This window comes from Micromonospora sp. NPDC049089 (assembly GCF_040648775.1).
GTDB lineage: Bacteria > Actinomycetota > Actinomycetes > Mycobacteriales > Micromonosporaceae > Micromonospora.
This window is the reverse complement of the sequence record NZ_JBEZEH010000158.1, coordinates 1-17,624: the sequence shown is the minus strand read 5'-3', so window position 1 is coordinate 17,624 and position 17,624 is coordinate 1. Positions and strand designations below refer to the sequence as shown.

General features: G+C 70.6%; 15 protein-coding genes and 1 pseudogene. 6 read left to right on the top strand and 10 right to left on the bottom strand.

The window, feature by feature from the left end:
- The first annotated feature begins 13 nt into the window (after positions 1–13).
- Positions 14–142, top strand: a complete 129-nt coding sequence (locus AB0B48_RS24010) for a hypothetical protein (protein ID WP_357205115.1) — start codon at positions 14–16, stop codon at positions 140–142.
- Here the strand turns inward: AB0B48_RS24010 and AB0B48_RS24005 are convergent.
- The 3 genes and pseudogenes from AB0B48_RS24005 to AB0B48_RS23995 all read right to left on the bottom strand — a co-directional run.
- A pseudogene (locus AB0B48_RS24005) lies at positions 97–213 on the bottom strand (TetR/AcrR family transcriptional regulator); the annotation flags it as partial. The gene AB0B48_RS24010 and the pseudogene AB0B48_RS24005 overlap by 46 nt on opposite strands.
- A gap of 50 nt (positions 214–263) precedes the next feature.
- A complete protein-coding gene (locus tag AB0B48_RS24000) occupies positions 264–929 on the bottom strand; it encodes a hypothetical protein (RefSeq protein WP_357205113.1) in 666 nt (221 codons plus the stop codon).
- A complete protein-coding gene (locus AB0B48_RS23995) occupies positions 926–3,367 on the bottom strand; it encodes a PEP/pyruvate-binding domain-containing protein (RefSeq protein ID WP_357205110.1) in 2,442 nt (813 codons plus the stop codon). Before AB0B48_RS23995 ends, AB0B48_RS24000 begins: the two co-directional genes overlap by 4 nt.
- A 122-nt stretch (positions 3,368–3,489) precedes the next feature.
- Here AB0B48_RS23995 and AB0B48_RS23990 point away from each other — a divergent pair, with 122 nt between their 5' ends.
- The 3 genes from AB0B48_RS23990 to AB0B48_RS23980 all read left to right on the top strand — a co-directional run bounded on the left by AB0B48_RS23990 (position 3,490) and on the right by AB0B48_RS23980 (position 7,622).
- The gene (locus AB0B48_RS23990; protein ID WP_357205107.1) at positions 3,490–4,149 is read left to right on the top strand and encodes a M23 family metallopeptidase; all 660 of its coding nucleotides are present in this window, start codon (positions 3,490–3,492) and stop codon (positions 4,147–4,149) included.
- A 72-nt stretch (positions 4,150–4,221) separates the two neighbouring features.
- Positions 4,222–4,452, top strand: coding sequence for a DUF2188 domain-containing protein (locus tag AB0B48_RS23985; RefSeq protein ID WP_354942245.1), 231 nt, complete (start codon positions 4,222–4,224; stop codon positions 4,450–4,452).
- A gap of 161 nt (positions 4,453–4,613) precedes the next feature.
- Entirely contained in the window at positions 4,614–7,622 is a 3,009-nt protein-coding gene (locus AB0B48_RS23980; protein WP_357205104.1) for a fibronectin type III domain-containing protein, read from the top strand.
- Between the two features lie 195 nt (positions 7,623–7,817).
- Here the strand turns inward: AB0B48_RS23980 and AB0B48_RS23975 are convergent, their stop codons facing one another.
- The 4 genes from AB0B48_RS23975 to AB0B48_RS23960 all read right to left on the bottom strand — a co-directional run bounded on the left by AB0B48_RS23975 (position 7,818) and on the right by AB0B48_RS23960 (position 12,066).
- Positions 7,818–8,741 carry a hypothetical protein gene (locus AB0B48_RS23975; RefSeq protein ID WP_357205101.1) on the bottom strand — a complete coding sequence of 308 codons (924 nt, stop codon included), beginning with the start codon at positions 8,739–8,741 and terminating at the stop codon, positions 7,818–7,820.
- Between the two features lie 76 nt (positions 8,742–8,817).
- The gene (locus AB0B48_RS23970) at positions 8,818–9,363 is read right to left on the bottom strand and encodes a hypothetical protein (RefSeq protein ID WP_357205098.1); all 546 of its coding nucleotides are present in this window, start codon (positions 9,361–9,363) and stop codon (positions 8,818–8,820) included.
- 250 nt (positions 9,364–9,613) lie between these two features.
- Positions 9,614–10,636: a DUF4331 family protein gene (locus tag AB0B48_RS23965; protein ID WP_357205095.1), complete on the bottom strand. Its 1,023-nt coding sequence runs from the start codon at positions 10,634–10,636 to the stop codon at positions 9,614–9,616.
- A 170-nt stretch (positions 10,637–10,806) separates the two neighbouring features.
- Entirely contained in the window at positions 10,807–12,066 is a 1,260-nt protein-coding gene (locus AB0B48_RS23960; protein ID WP_357205092.1) for a family 16 glycosylhydrolase, read from the bottom strand.
- 377 nt (positions 12,067–12,443) lie between these two features.
- On the opposite strand from AB0B48_RS23960, the gene AB0B48_RS23955 reads away from it, so the two are divergent.
- Positions 12,444–12,842 (top strand): hypothetical protein, encoded by a 399-nt coding sequence (locus AB0B48_RS23955; RefSeq protein ID WP_112585399.1) that lies wholly within the window; start codon positions 12,444–12,446, stop codon positions 12,840–12,842.
- An 18-nt stretch (positions 12,843–12,860) separates the two neighbouring features.
- Here AB0B48_RS23955 and AB0B48_RS23950 read toward each other — a convergent pair whose 3' ends face one another.
- The 3 genes from AB0B48_RS23950 to AB0B48_RS23940 form a co-directional block, all read right to left on the bottom strand.
- Complete coding sequence (locus tag AB0B48_RS23950) at positions 12,861–14,327, bottom strand: aminotransferase class V-fold PLP-dependent enzyme (protein WP_357205089.1); 1,467 nt, start codon at positions 14,325–14,327, stop codon at positions 12,861–12,863.
- Positions 14,317–16,002, bottom strand: a complete 1,686-nt coding sequence (locus AB0B48_RS23945) for an ATP-binding cassette domain-containing protein (RefSeq protein ID WP_357205086.1) — start codon at positions 16,000–16,002, stop codon at positions 14,317–14,319. The genes AB0B48_RS23950 and AB0B48_RS23945 overlap by 11 nt, the downstream gene beginning before the upstream one ends.
- A 111-nt stretch (positions 16,003–16,113) precedes the next feature.
- On the bottom strand, positions 16,114–16,734 hold the full coding sequence (locus AB0B48_RS23940; protein WP_357205083.1) for a TetR/AcrR family transcriptional regulator: 621 nt from the start codon (positions 16,732–16,734) through the stop codon (positions 16,114–16,116).
- A 68-nt stretch (positions 16,735–16,802) separates the two neighbouring features.
- On the opposite strand from AB0B48_RS23940, the gene AB0B48_RS23935 reads away from it, so the two are divergent.
- Positions 16,803–17,519 (top strand): SDR family oxidoreductase, encoded by a 717-nt coding sequence (locus tag AB0B48_RS23935; protein ID WP_357205079.1) that lies wholly within the window; start codon positions 16,803–16,805, stop codon positions 17,517–17,519.
- The last annotated feature ends 105 nt before the right edge of the window (positions 17,520–17,624 follow it).

Below are 17,624 nucleotides of genomic sequence, written 5' to 3'. Positions count from 1 at the left end.
GACCAAGGTCGATCTGTACCGCTCGCAGCGGCGCGGCGGCAAGGGCGTCAGCGGCGCCACGCTGCGGCAGGACGACATCGTCAGCCACTTCTTCGCGGCCTCGGCGGCCACGTGCCGAAGGCTGACGGCCTCCAGGCCCTGATCCGCGGCGACCCGCATCAGCGCGTCCGCGATGAGGGTGCGTCGCTCCTGGTGATCGACCTTCTTGGGCATGGCCTCGATCGTTTCACAGTGGGTGGCCCGAGACTCCGCCAGCGCGGTGGTCACCGGCTGGCGGTCTGGCTCACCGGAGTGCCCCGCGCGCTGCGCAGCAGGCCGTCCGGGTCGTCGGCGTACAGTCGCAGCTCGTTCACCGGCGTGGACCCGGCCCTCGGCAGGTCGAAGGTCAGCGGCCGGCGCAGCAGAACGTCGATGCTGGTCTGGCTGCCGACCGAGATGGACACCACCCGCCGGTCGCCCTCCTGCTCGACCTGCACGGATCTGCTCGACGGCAGCGATCGGTAGCGCTTGCGCAGCGCCTCGACGTCCGTCCACGGGATCCAGATGTCGATGCCCGAGCTGAGCCGCACCCGCAGGCCCCGGTCGCCCACGACGTGGGGGTGGATCGTCATGCTGGCGAACAGGCCGATCATCCAGAGCAGACCCCAGATGCCGAGGCCCAGAACGATCCAGCGGGCGGGCCGCCACGGCACCACGTGGGTGACCACCACGTCGAAGATCGGGATCTCCACGACCGACAGGCCGATGAAGATGCCCAGGATCGGCTTGACCACGCCGAGGTAGCCGAACGGCTCGTCGCCGGGCCCCAGCGGCAGTGGACGACGTCGCGCCCACACGTACAGGCTGCGCCACGTCGCGGCCTCGGCCTCGGCCGCCCGACGCAGCAGCGGGCCCACCCGCGCCCTGGTCGGTGTCGTCGTGTCGGTCATGGTCGTCCTACTCGCTCGGGGGTCGACGGTCCGTGCGGCGTGACGGTTCCGACGCCGCCGTCCACTGTGACGAGCTGCCCGGTGGTGATGGTCCGGGTGGCGTCCGGCACGCAGATGACGGCGGGAATGCCGTACTCACGGGCCACTGTCGGGCCGTGCGCCATGATCGCGCCGGTCTCGGTGACCAGCGCCGCCGCGGTGAGGAACAGCGGGGTCCAGCCGGGGTCCGTGGTCGCGGCCACCAGGACCTCGCCGGGCTCGACGTGGGCGGTGCCCGGGTCGTGCACGACCCGGGCGGGGCCGGTCACCCGGCCCGCCGATGCGCCCACTCCGGCGAGCGTCCCGTCGCCGGTCGATGCCGCCGGCAGGACGGTCTCGACATCCGTACCGTCGGAGAGCAGTGCCACCGGCACGGTTCGACGCCGCAGCTCCCGGCGGTGCACCGCCCGCCGGGCGGTGACGGTGCCGCGCAGATCAACACCCTGGTGTACGGCGGTGTGCACCTCGTCGAGGGTCAGGAACATGATGTCGTCGGGCTGGTCCAGCAACCCGTGGGCGTGCAGGTCGGCGCCGATGAGCAGCAGTTGGCGACGGGTCTCGCGCAGCGGGTACAGCCCGGCGAACTTGCCGGCCTCGCGCAGGCCGGCCAACGACCGCGCGCGGCGCAACAGGAAACCGGCGAGCCGGCCCCGCACCGGCCGCCGACGGCGCGCTCGGGTGACCAACTCCTCCAGCGCTGTCTCCGCCGCTGAGGCGGCCCGCTGGAAGCGCTGGTCGGGGCCCTGTTGCGGATCGGTCACCCGCAGGTAGTTGGCGACCGCGGCGAAGACCGGCGTGGGGTCCTCCGCCCAACGCGGCACCCCGAGGTCGACTTCGGCGACGCCCCGGTGCCCGTACACGTCCAGGAAGGCCGCCATGCCGATGTCGGGCAGCGTCCCGTGCAGGTGGCGTGCGGCCAACTCGGCCGGCGGGGTGTCGAGGAGAAGCCGGCGGTGGTCGCCCACGCCCTGGGCGAGCCGCCACAGGGCCAGGTCCATCTCGATGGTGACGTTGTGCGGCATGCCGCCCAGCACGGTGTGGATCTCGTCCGGGCCGGCGACGCCCTTGAGCAGCGCGGTCGGCAGGGCGGCGGCGAGCATCCCGGCGACGATCGGCCACATGATCGCGTCGGCGGTGTCGTCGGCGTCGGCGTCCTGCGCCTGCACGAAGCGCAGCCGGTCACCGGTGGTACGCAGGTCGGCGGGGGCGGCTGAGCTCACCCTCAGCTGCTCGACCGCCTCGAACATCCGGGTCCGCGCGGCCTCGGGACGGGCCAGCGCCCGCAGGATCCCCGCCACCGCGCGACGGGCCGTCCGCAGCGACGCGGCTCCCGATGCCCCACCGCGCCGGTCGCCGCCGCTGGTCGGGGCGAACCGGGGATCCGCCAGCACGTGCTGCATCACCGCCTGGGCGCGCGGCCCGAAGTCGACAGCCAGGAGCTTCACCAGCCGTTTGCGGGACGACCGGTCGCGGGCCAGGTCGGTCAGGTCGCCGTAGAGGCGACCGCCGATGTCGACGATCTCGACACGTACCCCGAGCGCGGCGAGCATCGCGGCGATCTGCCTGCGCAGTGTCGACATGCCCATCGGGGTGACCGGTTGCAGCATGCCCTGGACGTGCCCGAACTCCAGGTAGACGCGGGGGAGGGGCTTCTCGCTGGACGGTGGGGCGGGGAACAGGCTGGTGATGGGCCGGGACTGGAGGAGCCACAGCACGTCCTCCGCGTCGATCGCCCACTCGACATCCTGTGGGCAGCCGAAGTGGGCCTGCAACCGCTCGCCGGTGGCGCGGAGGCGGGCCAGTTGCGGGGACGTCAGGCATCCGGCCTCGGCGCGCGTGATGTCGTCGAGAATGTAGTGGTCGACGGCGGCGGCGCCGTCCACCACTGTGGTGCCGAGGCCGGCAGCGGCGTCGACGGCCATCTCGTCGCGGCGCCCGGTCAGCGGGTTCGCGGTGAACAGCACTCCCGCCACAGTGGGTCTGACCATGCGCTGCACGACGACGGCCATCCGCACTGTCCGGGAATCAATGCCGCGGGCGTCGCGGTAGGCGGTCGCCCGGTCGCTGTGCAGCGAAGCCCAGCATTTCTCGATGGCGGCGATCAGCTCGTCGGTGCCGGTGACGTCGAGGACGGTGTCCTGCTGCCCGGCGAAGCTCGCGTCCGGGAGGTCCTCGGCGGTCGCGCTGGAGCGCACCGCCACCGGGCCCGCGCCGAGCCGCTGGTACGCGGCGACGACCTCGGCGGTGGGGACGACGCCGAGCCGGTGTGCCTCGGTGGTGACGCAGAAGCCGTCGGGGACCTGATCGCCGTGCCGGATCAGCTCGCCCAGCCCGGCCGCCTTGCCCCCGACCAGGGCGGTCATGGCGTCGGTCACCTCGGACAATGCGATCACGTGCATGGGAGCCCACTCTCGTTGCAATACAACTGCATTGCATCTGACGGTATCTCGTTTGCGATTCGAGTGCAATGTCAAGGCTGTGGGGGTGCCACCTCGGAGCCGGGAGGTTGCCCGGATCTGCCATGCTCGGCCCGGTGACGACCGGTCGCCCCACCCGATCCCGCTCCCACCGCCGCCCTCGAAGCCGTGCCATCCGCATCCTGCTCGCGCTCGTCGCGGTGGCGGCCCTCGTGGGTGTCGCGGTGGTCGCGGTGCCGATGCTGCGACCGGCCGGTCCGCGCCCGCTCTTCCAGATGCCGGTGACCTGCGGCGAGACGTGGCAGCTCAGCACCTACCCCGGTCACGACGACTACGACGTCGACTTCTTCCCGGTCGAGGGCGAGACGTGGGGGCGGCCGGTGCTCGCGTCGTACGCCGGCACTGTCACAGTGGCGGGCATCAACGGCTCGCTGGGCGGCCGCAACCCGGAGAACCCGGAAGGCCCGCGGGGGCGTGGCGGCGGCTACTGGGTGAAGATCGACCACGGCGGCAAGTGGGAGACGCAGTACCTGCACATGCTCGAACCACCACTGGTCACCGTCGGCCAGAAGGTGGCCCAGGGTGACCAGATCGGACGGCTCGGCAGCACCGGCAACTCCGGCGCGCCGCACCTGCACTACGAGCAGCGCAAGGGCTGGGAGAAGGTAGAGACCCACTTCGACGGCGCGCCGTCGGGCATCACCACCGACGAACGCGAACAGATCCTCCGGCGGGTGAGCAACAACTGCCCGGCCGTCTCCTGAGGAATCCGGTTTGCCCCGCACGGCTCGGGGCACTGATTCGGGAGACAGTTCCGACGCAGGGAGGAGCCGGCCATGGCCAAGGGTGATGTCGACACGTACCACGAGGACGGGCAGTGGAAGAACAAGCCGGAGGGCCACGAGCGGGCCACCAGCACGCATGACGTGAAGGCTGACGCGCAGGCCCAGGGTCGCGAGATGGCGGCCGACCGCGGCGTCGAGCACGTGATCAAGAAGCAGGACGGCACGATCGGGGAGAAGAACACCTACCCCCGCAGCCGTGACCCCCGCGACATCGAGGGCTGACAGCTCCCAGCCCCGGCGCACCGACCTCCTCGGCATGGCCGAGGAGGTCGGTGCGTTTCTGAGGGCCGAGTCCCGGGCCGGCTTTATCCCCGTACGAGAAATATGGGTGTTTTTGGGGGATATAGTCCAGCTCGGGACTGGAGTGAAAGCTGGGAGTGGGCATGTCGTTTCGGGGCCGGCGTCGTCAGAGCAGCATCGCAACGCTGGCGGTAGCCGTGACCGTGGGAGTTCTCGCGGTCGCGCCCCTCCCGGCGTGGGCGGCCGGTTCCGTCCTGTTCGATCAACCCTTCCACAACAACACAGCGAACGGCATCGGCGCTGTGGCGGTACCCGCGGTGCCCGGCCTCCTCGCCACGAACGCCGCCTGCCTGAGTGCGGCCGGCAACTCCACCAGCGGCCCGCTGCTCAGTTGCACCACCTCCACCGACCCGCAGGGCGCCGGCAAACTGCGCCTCACCCCCGCCACCATCAACCGGCAGGGCGGGGTGTTCGGAGCGGTGAGTGTGCCCACCTCGCAGGGCCTGCACCTCACCTTCAACACCTACCAGTACGGCGGCACGAACCCGGGCGCCGACGGCCTGGCCTTCGCGCTGGCCGCTGTGGACCCCGCCAACCCGAGGTCCCCGTCGACCCTCGGCCCGTCGGGTGGCTCGCTGGGCTACTCGGCGGCGTTCAACGGCGTGTCCGCGGGACTCTCCAATGGCTACATGGGCGTCGGTCTCGACGTCTTCGGCAACTTCAGCAACAGCACCTATCAGGGCACCGGCTGCACCAACCCGCCGTACATCTCGACCACCGGCGGGCGGGTCCCCGGCCAGGTCGTGATCCGCGGGCCAGGCCGCAACGGCGTCGGCTACTGCGCCATCGACAGCAGCGCAGGCAGCACCTCGGCACCCGCCCTGCCGCTACGGGCCAGCACCCGGGCCGCGTCCGTGGTGCCGGTCGAGGTCGTCATCAACACCACCTCGTCGCCGTACACCACCGACACCGGTATCACCACCCCGGCGGGCCAGTACCGGGTCAGGTTCACCCCGGTCGGCGGGGCCGCCCGGACCCTGTCAGGCATGCTTCCGGTCGTGTCGCCCAGCCTGTACCCGTCACCGACCTGGCTGAACGCCAGCGGCTACCCACGGCAACTCGCCTTCGGCTGGGTGGGCTCGACCGGCTCGGTCACCGACTTCCACGAGGTCGACAACGCTCAAGCGGTCAGCTTCAACCCCGTGCCCGACCTGAACGTGTCACAGACCAGTTCCGTCGGCGCCTCCCCGCAGCCCGGTGACCCGGTCACCTACTCGATCACCGCCGGGGTCGACGCCGGCGCCACCGAGACGTCGCCGATCTCGGTCACCCAGACCGTCCCCGCCGGTGTCGTTCCCCGCGCCGCGTACGGCTCCGGTTGGGTCTGTGCCGCACCGTCCGGCCAGACCGTCACCTGCACCAACAGCAACGGCCCGTTCGCCGGCGGCACCTCCCTGCCGCCCATCACCGTCGTCGCGACAGTCACCGGCACCGGTGTCACGCCGACGCAGATCCAGACCACGACAGTCGCTACCTCGTCGTCGATCGACGCCAACCCCGGTCTCGCCACCGGCACCACACCTGTCGCGCCGGCCACCGCGCCCAGCGGCATCACCGTCACCCCGGCCCAGAGCTCCGTCTCCGGGGGCGTCCCGGTGACCGTGAGCGGCAGCAACCTCACCGGCGCCACCGCGATCACCATCGGTACGGCCGCCGAACAGCAGGCCGGCACGTCGGTGCTGCTGGTGCCGTGCACCTCCGGCCCGGCCGCCGGCTGTTTCACAGTGAACCCCAACGGCACCCTCGCCATCTCGTCCATGCCCGCCCGGTCCGGCCCGGCGACGGTCACGGTCACGGTCATCACCCGAGGCTCGGCCGGGTCGGCGAACTTCGTCTACGCCTCCACGCCAGGCACGCCCACCACCCCCACAGCGGTCGCGGGCGTCACCAGCGCCACAGTGAGCTGGACCGCGCCGGACAACAACGGCAGCCCGATCACCAGCTACCTGATCACCCCGATCCGGGACGGCGTCACCCAACCGACCCTGACCTTCGACGCCTCCACCACCAGCCGCACCCTGACCGGGCTCACCGCAGGCTCGTCGTACGCCTTCCGGGTGGCGGCGGTGAACGCGTTCGGCACCGGGGCGGCCAGCCCACCCTCGGCGGCCGTGGTCCCGTACACAGTGCCGGGAGCGCCGACGAACACCTCGGCCACCGCCGGCACCAACGCCGCCAGGGTGAGCTGGACCGCCCCGGCCAACGGGGGGTCGCCGATCACCGGTTACACGGTGACGCCGTACCTCAACGGGGTGGCGCAGACACCCCGGGTCTTCAGCGGAACCGCAACGACCCAGATCGTCACGGGGCTGGCCGCCGGTGCCACGTACACCTTCCGGGTGGCCGCGACGAACGCCGGCGGGACCGGCCCCCAGTCGGCCCCCTCCGGGCCGGTGACGGTCAACGCGCCACCGACGCTGACCTTCCCACCGCCCCCACCCGGCAAGGCGTACGAGCCGTACCAGTACCAGCTCACGGTGACCGGCGGCACGGGCCCGTTCACCTGGTCGGTCAGCGCCGGGAGCCTGCCCGCCGGGCTGACCCTCGACCCGGTCACGGGCCTGCTCTCCGGCACGCCCACAGTGTCCGGGACGTTCCCGTTCACCGTCCGGGTGACCGACTCGTTCGACCAGTCCGCGACCCGACCGGTCGACCTGGTCATCACCCCGCTCGGTGGACTCTCCATCAGCGTCCCGGCGATCTCGGCGCTCGGCACCGTCACCTCGGGCACCACCGGCGTCTCGGGCCAACTCGGCCCGGTGACCGTCACCGACGACCGTGGCCCCTTCTCCGGCAACTGGGTCAGCGTCGTCTCCAGCACGAGCTTCACCACCGGCTCCGGCTCGGGGGGCGAGACCATCCCCAACAGCAACATCACGTACGCCTCGGGGCCCGCCCTCGCCAGCACCGGTGTCGGATCGTTCGTTCCGCAGCCCGGGGCGGTGCTGAACACCCCGCGGGTGGCCGCAGTATGGTCCGGTCAGGCGGGAGGCTCGAACTCCGCAACCTGGAACCCCACGCTGTTCGTGACCCTCCCGTCCGGGGTGGTGGTCGGCAACTACGTGTCGGTCGTGACGCACTCCGTCATCTAGCTACCCCCGCCCCGCCCCGCCCCGCCCTGCGCCCCGCGCCTCAGCCCCGACGATCATGGAGTTGTGGTGGGTGGCGAATCGGTTTTGTCGCTCTCAAATCGGGCACCACAAGTCCATGATCGACTCGCGGAACGATGCTGCCCGGCCGTTCCGGGGGAACGGCCGGGCAGATGGGGTGGTGCGGTGGGTGGGTGGTCAGGCCCACTGGGCCTGGCGTCGGCGGACGAGGTACCAGCCACCAAGGGTGACCAGCACCAGCAGGGCGATGCCGCCGACCGTGTAGACCAGCCAACTCGGCCCGCTGGACGTCGCGACAGTCATCGGCGCCGCGACGGGTAGGACGATCTTCCCGGTCGCGGTGCGTTCCACGGTGCCGCTGGCGAGCTTCGCGTGCACGTCCCACGTCCCGGCGGGCAGGGCCTGGTTGACCTCGATCCGGACCTGACCGCTCTGGCCGGGCAGGATCGTCACGCCGTTGGTCACCTTGAACGGACCGGCCTGGACCGCCGCCTTGGTCAGCGACAGGGTGCCGGTCATGTCCAGCGCACGTTCGCCGGTATTGGTGACCTTCGCGGTGACCACGGGGAACTCACCGGTGCCCGGCTCGGCGGCCAATCCTTCGATCCGGAAGTCCGTTGGCGGCTCACCACCGGGACCGATGTCGAGGTAGACCCGGATGCCCACCCGGTGGATCTGGGTGACGTTGCCGGTGCGCTCCTTCGTGCTGGTGACCTGCGCCCAGATCGCGGCGTACCGCTCGCCCTTCGACGCCTTCTTCGGCACGGCGACCTCGACCTCGACCGGTCGTCGCTCGCCCGGGTCCAGCCGCATCGTGGCGGTCTTCAGCCGGATCCACCCGCTCAGTTCGTTACCCGTACGCCCTTCGGGCACTGTGAAGGCGTTGTTCTCGACCGAAGCGGCTCCGGAATAGAACTCGATCTTCTGCACCTCGGCGGAGGTGTTCTGCACCTCGACCCGGCGGTTGATCGTCGTGCCGGGTTTCAGGTGATCCACGATGTAGACCTGGGCCCTCGGGTCCTGTACCCGACTGGCCGGGATGTCCAGCATCCGGATGCTGATCGCGGCTTCCTCGGCCGGGTCCTGTCGCTGCTCCCGCACGGCAACGGCTGGTGCCGCCGGAACCCCGAGCGCCACGAGGGCGACCGAGGCCAGCAGCACCAGCCGGCCGAGCGGCTCAGAACACCGAATGTGTCACCGTCCCGGTGTAGACACCCTGGACGGTGCCGACGGGGATGTTCACCACCAGGGTGGGGTTCCAGGTGGCGAAGTTGTTGCCGGTGCCGCCGGTGTGGGTCATCGCCGTCCGGGGAACGTTGATGATCACCTGCTGGGCCGCGGTGGGTTGGCCCGGCGTGAAGGTGCCAGTGCCGGCGGTCGCCGTGGCGGGGCCGGACCAGTACAGAACGTTGATGTTCGGGATCGTCTCTCCGGAGGAGCCGCCACCGGTGGTGAAGTCGGTGGAGATGACGCTGGCGGTCCAGTTGGGGGTGAGCGAACCTCGTTGGTCCAGCACGGTGACCGGGCCGAGCAGACCGGTGACGGTCGAGCCCTCAATGCCGTGACCGATGTTGGCCGTCGCCGGCACGGTGATCGACAGGCCACCGGCGGCGTCGACGGTGAGGGTCACGATCGTGTCGCCCGTGGTGTCCGCGGCGGCCGGTCCGGCGAGCGCGACGACGGCGGCGACGCCGGCCAAGCCCGCGAGAATCTTTCTGCGCATCGAGTCTCCTTTGTCCTAAAGAGCGCTGGGAAGCACTTAAGAGACTATCTACGCAAAACGCCCATACGGGCTGGAATAGCTCGAGCATCACCCGGTGGGCGTTCGATGATCGTGCTCGACCCTGGATGTGGTGGCGTCGTGTGTGCGTCGAGCACGAGCATTGACGGCCCCTGCGCGTGCTGGGCCCTCACGGCGGGCGCGCACGGCAAGGGCTCGGCGCCGTACCGGCCGCCGAGCCCTACGAGCGGATTCAGGCCGCGACCACGTACGGGAACGTGGCGGAACGCGCGGCCTTCGTGACCTCCGAGGTGAGGCCGGCAGTGGTGCCGGTGTTGAGGACCAGGGAGAACATCACCTCGGGCGCGTTGTCAGCGAGGGTTCGTCCGTTGCGGACCGCGAAGCCGAAGTTCGCTGCCGTGCCGACCGTGTACGACAGCAGGTCGGGGTAGAGCTGCCGGGCGACGCTCCAGCCGTACGCCTGCGGATCCGGTGCGGTGCCGTTCGCCTTGACCACCCCGGCGACCGCGTTCGCGATCTCCTCCCCGCCCTCGGCGAGGTCGTTGCCGGGGTGCCGGAAGTTGGCGGGGTCGGAGAAGTCGGTGTCGTGGGGCCAGAAGATCGGCCACATCATGGGGTGGCCGGCGCGGTTGATCTGGCGCCACCCGCCCGCGTCGGTGGCCAGCATGGTGCGGCACCACACGCCGATCTCGGTGCCGTCGCGCAGCAGCGGCTCGTCGTGGGAGACCTCGAGGACGATCGACTCGACTGTGGTGCCGGCGAAGCTGTTCTTGGCCTGGTCGACCCGCCACGCCGAGCGGTCCACCCGCGAACCGTTCTTGACCGCGCCGTTGATGGTGGCGAGTTCGTCGAGGTCGACGAAGAAGGGGTCGGCGATCCGGCCGGCCCAGATCCGGACGTTGCCGCCGGTCGTCACCTCGCCGGTTCGCCCCTCGGCGATGGGGGTGCCCATCGCGGCGTCGTCGCGGGCGTCCGCGCCGGTGAGCTCGTACAACTGGAGGGTCTGCCGGGCGCCGCCGTCCGGCTCGCCGAAGGCGAACCGGTACGTCAGGTCCTCCGCCTCGGTGCCGTTGATGTGAATCTTGATCTCGTAACGCGCCTCGGCGTGGAAGCCGCGCTTGATGTCGGCCTTGGTCACCGAGCTGTTGACGTCCATGACGAACACGGTGGCGCGGTCACCGTTGAAGACGTACAGGTCGTCGATGTACAACTGGCCGCCCTGAGCGGCCAGGGGTGTATCGAGATGGTGCGACATGAGCTCACTCCCGGGACTGCCGGATTCAGGACTAATCCGAACATAGTGGTCATGAGCCTGGCCTCCCCGCCCATCGAGTCAATCTGGTTCGAGGAGGTGGGCGAAGGTCGCTACGGCGATGGGCCGCCCGAGTGACTCCTCGGACGGCCCACGCCTTGGTGCTCGGGTGATCAGATGCGGGACCACTTCTGGTTGGCGGCGCCGAGGCAGTCCCACAGGTGCAGCTTGCCACCGTTGTTGGGGTTGGCCTCCCGTACGTCGACGCACTTGTTGGCGTTGAGGTTGACCAGATCGCCGGCGCCGTTGAGGGTGAAGCGTTGCGCGGTGTTGCCGTTGCAACTGACCAGGTTGACCTCGGTGCCGTTGGCGGTGCCGGCCCAGGCCGGGTCCATGCACTTGCCCATCGCCCGGACCGTCCCGTCGGACGCGAAGGTCCAGCTCTGGGCCGCCGTGGTGTTGCAGTCCCAGATCTGGAGCTTTGCGCCCTCGACCGGGTCCGCGCCGGGGATGTCGATGCAGCGACCGCTCTGCGCGCCCCTGATCCGGTTGGTGCCCGGAGTGGGGTCGCCCCCGCCACCCGAGGTGTAGCTGGACACCCGGACGTAGTCGACCAGCATCTGCTGCGGGAACTGGGTCGAGCCGTCGGGGTAGCCGGGCCAGTTACCGCCGACCGCGACGTTGAGGATCATGAAGAAGGGGTGGTCGAACACCCAGCGGCTGCCGCCGAGCCGAGCGGGGTCGACCCGGTGGTACTGCACCCCGTCGACGTACCAGGTTATGACGTTCGGCTCCCAGTCCACCCGGTAGGTGTGGAAGGTGTCGGCGAGCGGCGCGCCGAGGGTGCGGCTGCCAGTGATGCCGCCGGCTCCGGAGTAGCCGGGCCCGTGCACGGTGCCGTAGACGGTGTTGGGCTCCCGGCCGATGTTCTCCATGACGTCGATCTCGCCGGCGTCGGGCCACCCGCCGCCGGTGCCGAGCATCCAGAAGGCCGGCCAGATGCCCTGACCACGCGGGATCTTGATCCGGGCCTCGAACCGCCCGTACGTCTGGGTGAAGGTGGCCGCCGTCAGCAACCGCGCTGACGTGTACTCGCAGCGCCCGTAGTGGCACTGGTAGTTGGCGGGATTGTCCCGGCGGGCGGTGATGACCAGGTTGCCCTGGCCGTCGTGGACCGCGTTGCTGGTGCTGTTCGTGTAGTACTGCCGCTCGTTGTTGCCCCAGCCGCCACCGCCGGTGTCGAAGCGCCACTTGTTCTGGTCGACGGGCGTGCCGGCGGGGGAGTTGAACTCGTCCTGCCAGCTGATGGGACCGATGGCGGCCTCGGCCCGGTCGGGGTGCGCCGGGACGACGAGCGCCGTCGCGGTCGCGACGAGGGTGGCCGCCAGGAGTACGAGCGGGCGGAAGCGGAGGCTGGGCCGGGCTGTGAACACGGGAGGCTCCTCAGCGTGGGGGTGATGGAGGCGGTTTACCAGGATAGAGAGCGCTCTCTAAGCGAAGCATGTCGATATGACGTCTTTCTGTCAAGAGTGTTTCCAATATCACGACCGTCCGTTACCGCCCGATGCTGACGAGTGAGCGGCGACGTGCCGACGCCGGTCGTCGCAGTGGCATCGCTCGATGCCTCCGAGATGGACGACGCCGACCCATCGAAGGAGCTCGGCGCGGCTGAGGGTTACTCGATAGCGGTCGAATCGACCCTTCCTATTGCCGTGGGGCGTCCACGCGGGACAGGATGACGAGGCGTGCCGGAAACTTTCCCGTAACCTGCGCGCTGCTGGTCTCTGTCACAAGGAAGTGGGAGTCAGTCATGAGCGAGGCGTCGACGGCGCTGGGTGTGCGCCTCTACCCGGATCTGGTCGAGCGGGGTGGCCTGGCCCCCGCGCTGATCGAAACTGCTGCCCGCCACGGGCTCGACGTCGGCCGGGTGACCGCGCCGGAGCAGGGGCGGGCCCGGTTCACCTGCGCCGAGCTGCACTCCGACGAGGGCGTGGTGTGCGTGGGGCTGGGATCGCAGGCCCGGTACTTCATGATTGACCTGCGCGTCTCGGGAGAGGTTCTCGCCCGCGGCGACGTCATGGACCTGGTGCAGGTCGCCCAGGTGGCCGCGGCCTGGCGGGCCGGCCTGACGTTCGCCGAGCTGACCGCCCGGTTCCCGTTCATGGAGGAGATCAAGCACCGCCCCGCGCCGGTGGCCCAGGTCAGCTAGTCGGCCGGGTCGGGCAGGTCAGCAGCGCAGCCGGGGTGGCAGTGGTGACTCCGTACCGGCACTCCGGTTGAGGTAGGTCGACTGGACGAAGTCGACGAGGCGCTCCGCGTCGGTAGCGGTCGAGGCCAGTCCGAACGAGACGCGGACCGCGCCGCCCGTCGGCAGCCCCAGCGTGGTGAGGTACTGGTCGATCGTGTCGACCCCCGCCAACAGCCGCTGCCGCATCGACGTCCGGCTCATCCCGAACGCGCCCTCGGCCGCGCCCGGATTGCAGAAACAGCCGGTCCGCAGGGCGAGGCCCGCCGCTGCCGCCTCCCGCGCCACGAGCCGTTCGTCGACCAGCGTGCCGTCCGGGTGGCGGAGGTTGAAGGTCACGGTGCCACCGCGCCCCGCGCCCGTCGTCGGCCCGTACACCTGGACCAGCGGCCCGCCGGTGTCGTGCCGCAGGGTGGCCAACCGCGTCAGCAGCCACTCGGTGAGCAGGCCGACCCGGGCGTGGCCCAGGTCCACGCCGATCGAGTCGAGCCAGCGCAACCCGAACTCCACGTCCGGGATGCTCAGGAAGTTGAGCGTGCCGTCCTCGAACGCCGACTCGTCGTCCATCGGCCGGTGCCAGTCGCCCTGCACGCTCACCGCGCGGATCGTGCCGCCGGCGAACCACGGCCGGCGCAACCGGGCCAGCGCCGAACGGCGGGCCAGCAGCGCGCCGACCCCGGTGGGGTAGCCGAAGAGCTTGTACCAGCTCAGACAGACGAAATCCGGTCGGACGACGCTGAGGTCCAGCCGGTTCGTCGGCGCGAAGGCGGCCGCGTCGAGCAGCACGTCGTAGCCCCGCTGCTGGGCCAGCTCCACCCAGCCCAGCGGGTGCTGCACCCCGGAGAAGTTGCTCTGCGCCGGGTAGGCGAACAGCCCGCGACGACCGGGCCGGCCCCACCGGCGGGTCAGGCCACCCCGGCCGGCGTCGAGCGCCGCGACCAGCTCCGACTCGGCGATCCGCAGTTCCGGCCCGTTCAGCGGCAGGTAGCGTACGGACGCGCGAGCCGACCGGGCGTACTCACGGATGCCGTTGACCGAGTTGTGGTTGTCCCAGGTGAGCACCAGCGGCGCGGCCCGGCCGAAGTCGTACGCCTCGCCGACCAGCCGGCAGGCGCCACTGGCGTTCGGGGTGAAGATGACCGCGTACTCGTCCGGGTCGGCGCGGAAGAAGTCGAGCACCGCGCGTCGCGCCGACTCCACCAGCGAGCCCGCCGCCACGCTCGTGGGGTTCTCCGAGTGAGGGTTGCTGTAGAGGCCGGCGAGCAACCGGTCGTGGTGGGCGCGGACCTGCGCCTGGGCGGCCACCCCGGCTCCGGCGTAGTCGAGGTAGACCTGCCCGCCGGTGTCCAGGTGTCGGTACTCGGTGGCGCGCAGCTCGTCGATCCGGCCCGTGGCGGCGTATCCCGGCAGCGCCGTGGGGGAGGCGGGCGGCATCGGGTCAGGACCCACGACGAGGATCCCGTCGGAGCAGGACCGCCCAGGCCGCGCCCAGGAAGAGCAGCACGAAACCGCCGAGCACCAGCCAGTCGACCCACACCGGCCGGGAGAAGCTGTCGCCGTACGTGGCCAGCAGCGGCGGGCCGAGCGGGGAGCCGCCGTCGCGCCAGAGCCGCTCCACCCCGGCGGTGTGCCCCAGGCCCTCGAACGCCCACCGGTTCGACATCGCGTAGCTGAGCCACTGACCGCCGACCGCCATCGCCGGCACCGGCAGGATCGCGCCGACGAACAGCACCTGTGGGAAGCAGAGCATCGGCAGCATGAGCGTCGCCTGGGCCGCGTCGGACACGGCCGCCGAGCAGAGCAGACCGAGGGCCAGCGCCGCCGCCGAAGAGAGCAGCAGTGTCGCGTACAGGGCGGCGAAGTCGGCGCCGCCGACCGGCGGCAGCCGGTCCATGCCGCGCAGCACCCCGAGCAGGGCCAGGTCCACCAGGGCCAGCAGCGGCAGCAGCACCGCCACCTTCGCCAACAGGTACGGGACCAGCCGGACCCCGGCCAGCCGCTCCCGGCGCAGGATCGGCAGCTCGGTGCAGATCTGGAGGAGCCCGTAGGTCAGCCCGAAGAAGAAGCCGCCGAACGCGATCCAGAACAGGATCATCACGGTCACCGTCGGGCTGGGTCTGGTTGGCTCGAACGCCCCCGGGCGGAACAGCAGCGCGAACATGCCGAGCACCATCAGCGGCGAGCCGAGCAGGATCGCCAACGTCAGTCGGTTGCGGACGACGATCTCCGTGTTGCGCGCGGTGAGCACCGCCCACTGGCGCAGCCGGCCGACGCGCCGGGACGGCGTCGCGGCGACGTCACCCCCGTCGGGAGGACGGGGCGGCTGTTCGGCCGCGCGCCGCTCGGCGAAGCGATCGGGCCACTCGGCCGGCTGCGTCGCTTCGTCGAGCCGGAGGTGCACCTCGGCCAGGGACCGCAGGCCGAAGAACTCCCGGGCGGCGGTCGGGGTGCCGGTGAACGCCAACCGGCCCTGACGGGTCAGCACGACGACACTGTCGCAGTGGTCCACGTCGGTGACCTGGTGAGTGGTCAGCACGACTGTGGTGCCCGTGTCGGCGAGCGCGCGGAGCACCCGGAGCAGCTCCACGGCGATCGCCGGGTCCAATCCGGAGGTGGGCTCGTCCAGGAAGAACACGCCGGGTCGGGTGAGCAGCTCGACGGCGATGCTGGCGCGCTTGCGTTCACCGCCGCTGAGCAGGCCGACCGGCGTGGCGGCCCGGTCGGTGAGTCGCAGCTCGGCGAGCACCTCCGCGACCCGGTCATTGATCTCGGCCGGCCCAGCGGTGGAGGGCAGGCGCAGTCGGGCCGCGTACCGCAGGGTGCGGGCCAGGGGCAGCTCGCGGTGGATGATGTCGTCCTGGGGAACGACACCGATGGTGCCTGCCATGGTGTTGCCGGCGTACGTGACGGTGCCCGCCACCGGGCGCTGCACCCCGGAGAGGATCTCCAGCAGGGTGGTCTTGCCGGCGCCGCTGGCACCGATGATCGCGACCAGCTCGCCCGGCGCGATGCTCACCGAGATGTCGGTCAGGATCTGGCGACCGCTCCGGACGCTCTGGCCCAGCCCCTGAGCGGCGATGCTGACACCGGCACGTGGGGGAGACGTGGTCTGCTCGGTCGTCATGTCGAGTGCTCGATCCGGTCGGGAGTGGTCCGCCTGAATATCGTGCCTCGCCGATGTTACTGAGCGGCCGCGCAGTGCGCCCGGAGTGGACGGTCAGCGACAGTCGTCCGTTCAGCCGGTGGTGGTCCGTGCCTGTGCCGGCACCTGGAGGAGGTCGAGGCAGTTGCGCCACAACGTCTCCAGCTGGGTCGGATCGTTGAGCAGCTTCGCGAGCAGGACCCGCCCCTCGATCTGCGCGACTATCGATCGGGCGGCCTCCCGGCTGTCGACCGACGGGCCCGCCAGGCCGCGCTCCTTGGCCTCGGCGACGACCTGCTCGATGAGGCCGATCTGCTCCTCGAAGATCTCCTGGAGTCGACCGCGGATCTCCTCGGCCTGGTTGCTCAGTTCGAGGGCGAGGTTGCCGAACAGGCAGCCCGCGACCACTCCGGCTCTCTGCTGGCCGACGCGCTGGACCTCCTCGGTGGCCTCGAACAGGTCCCGGAGTCGCTGTAGCGGGTCGCGCTCGCTGCCGAGCAACTGCTCCCACTGGCGGCGCTGGGTGACCCAGTGCTCGTCGATGACGGTGCGGGCGAGCGCCTGCTTGGACTCGAAGAAGTAGTAGAAGCTGCCCTTCGGCACGCCCGCCGCCGCGCAGATCTCGGCGACCCCGAGCGCCGTGTAGCCGCGCTGCTCGATGAGCGTGGCGGCAGCGTCGAGGATTTTGTTCTTCGCGTCACTGGTTCGACCCATGTCTCGACGATACACGACCGGTCGGCTAGCGTTTAGTCGACCAGTCGTCTAGTGAAGGTGGTTTCCTCATGAACAGCAGTCAGGGCCAGAAGGTCGTCGTGATCACCGGCGCTTCCCAGGGCATCGGCGCCGGCCTCGTGGACGCCTACCGCAAGCTGGGGTACGGCGTCGTGGCAACCTCTCGGTCGATCGGCGCGTCCGACGACCCGGAGATCGTCACGGTCCGGGGTGACATCGCCGAGGCCGACACCGCGGAGCGGGTGGTGCGTGCCGCAGTGGACCGGTTCGGGCGGATCGACACCCTGGTGAACAACGCCGGCGTCTTCGTCGCCAAGCCATTCACCGACTACACCGACGAGGACTTCGAGCAGGTCACTGGGATCAACCTCGCCGGGTTCTTCCACCTCACCCAGCGCGCGATGCCGCACCTGCTGGCCAGCGGGGCCGGTCACGTCGTCAGCATCACAACGAGCTTCGTCGACCAGCCCAACTCGAACGTCCCGTCGGTGCTCGCGTCATTGACCAAGGGTGGCCTCAGCTCGGCGACCAAGTCGCTGGCCATCGAGTACGCCGGTCGCGGTGTCCGGGTCAACGCCGTCGCACCCGGCGTCATCAAGACCCCGATGCACCCGGTCGAGACGCACCAGACGCTCGCGGGTCTGCACCCGGTGGGTCGGATGGGCGAGACCAGCGACGTCGTCGACGCCGTGGTCTACCTCGAGTCCGCACCGTTCGTCACCGGCGAGATCCTGCACGTCGACGGCGGGCAGAACGCCGGTCACTGATCCCGCCACACCGAGCAGGCCGCCCACCGATGTGTGGGGGCACCGACGTCTCCGTCGGCCCGTCCACGGTGAACAGCAGAGCGACGGCCAACGCCAGCGCGCCGG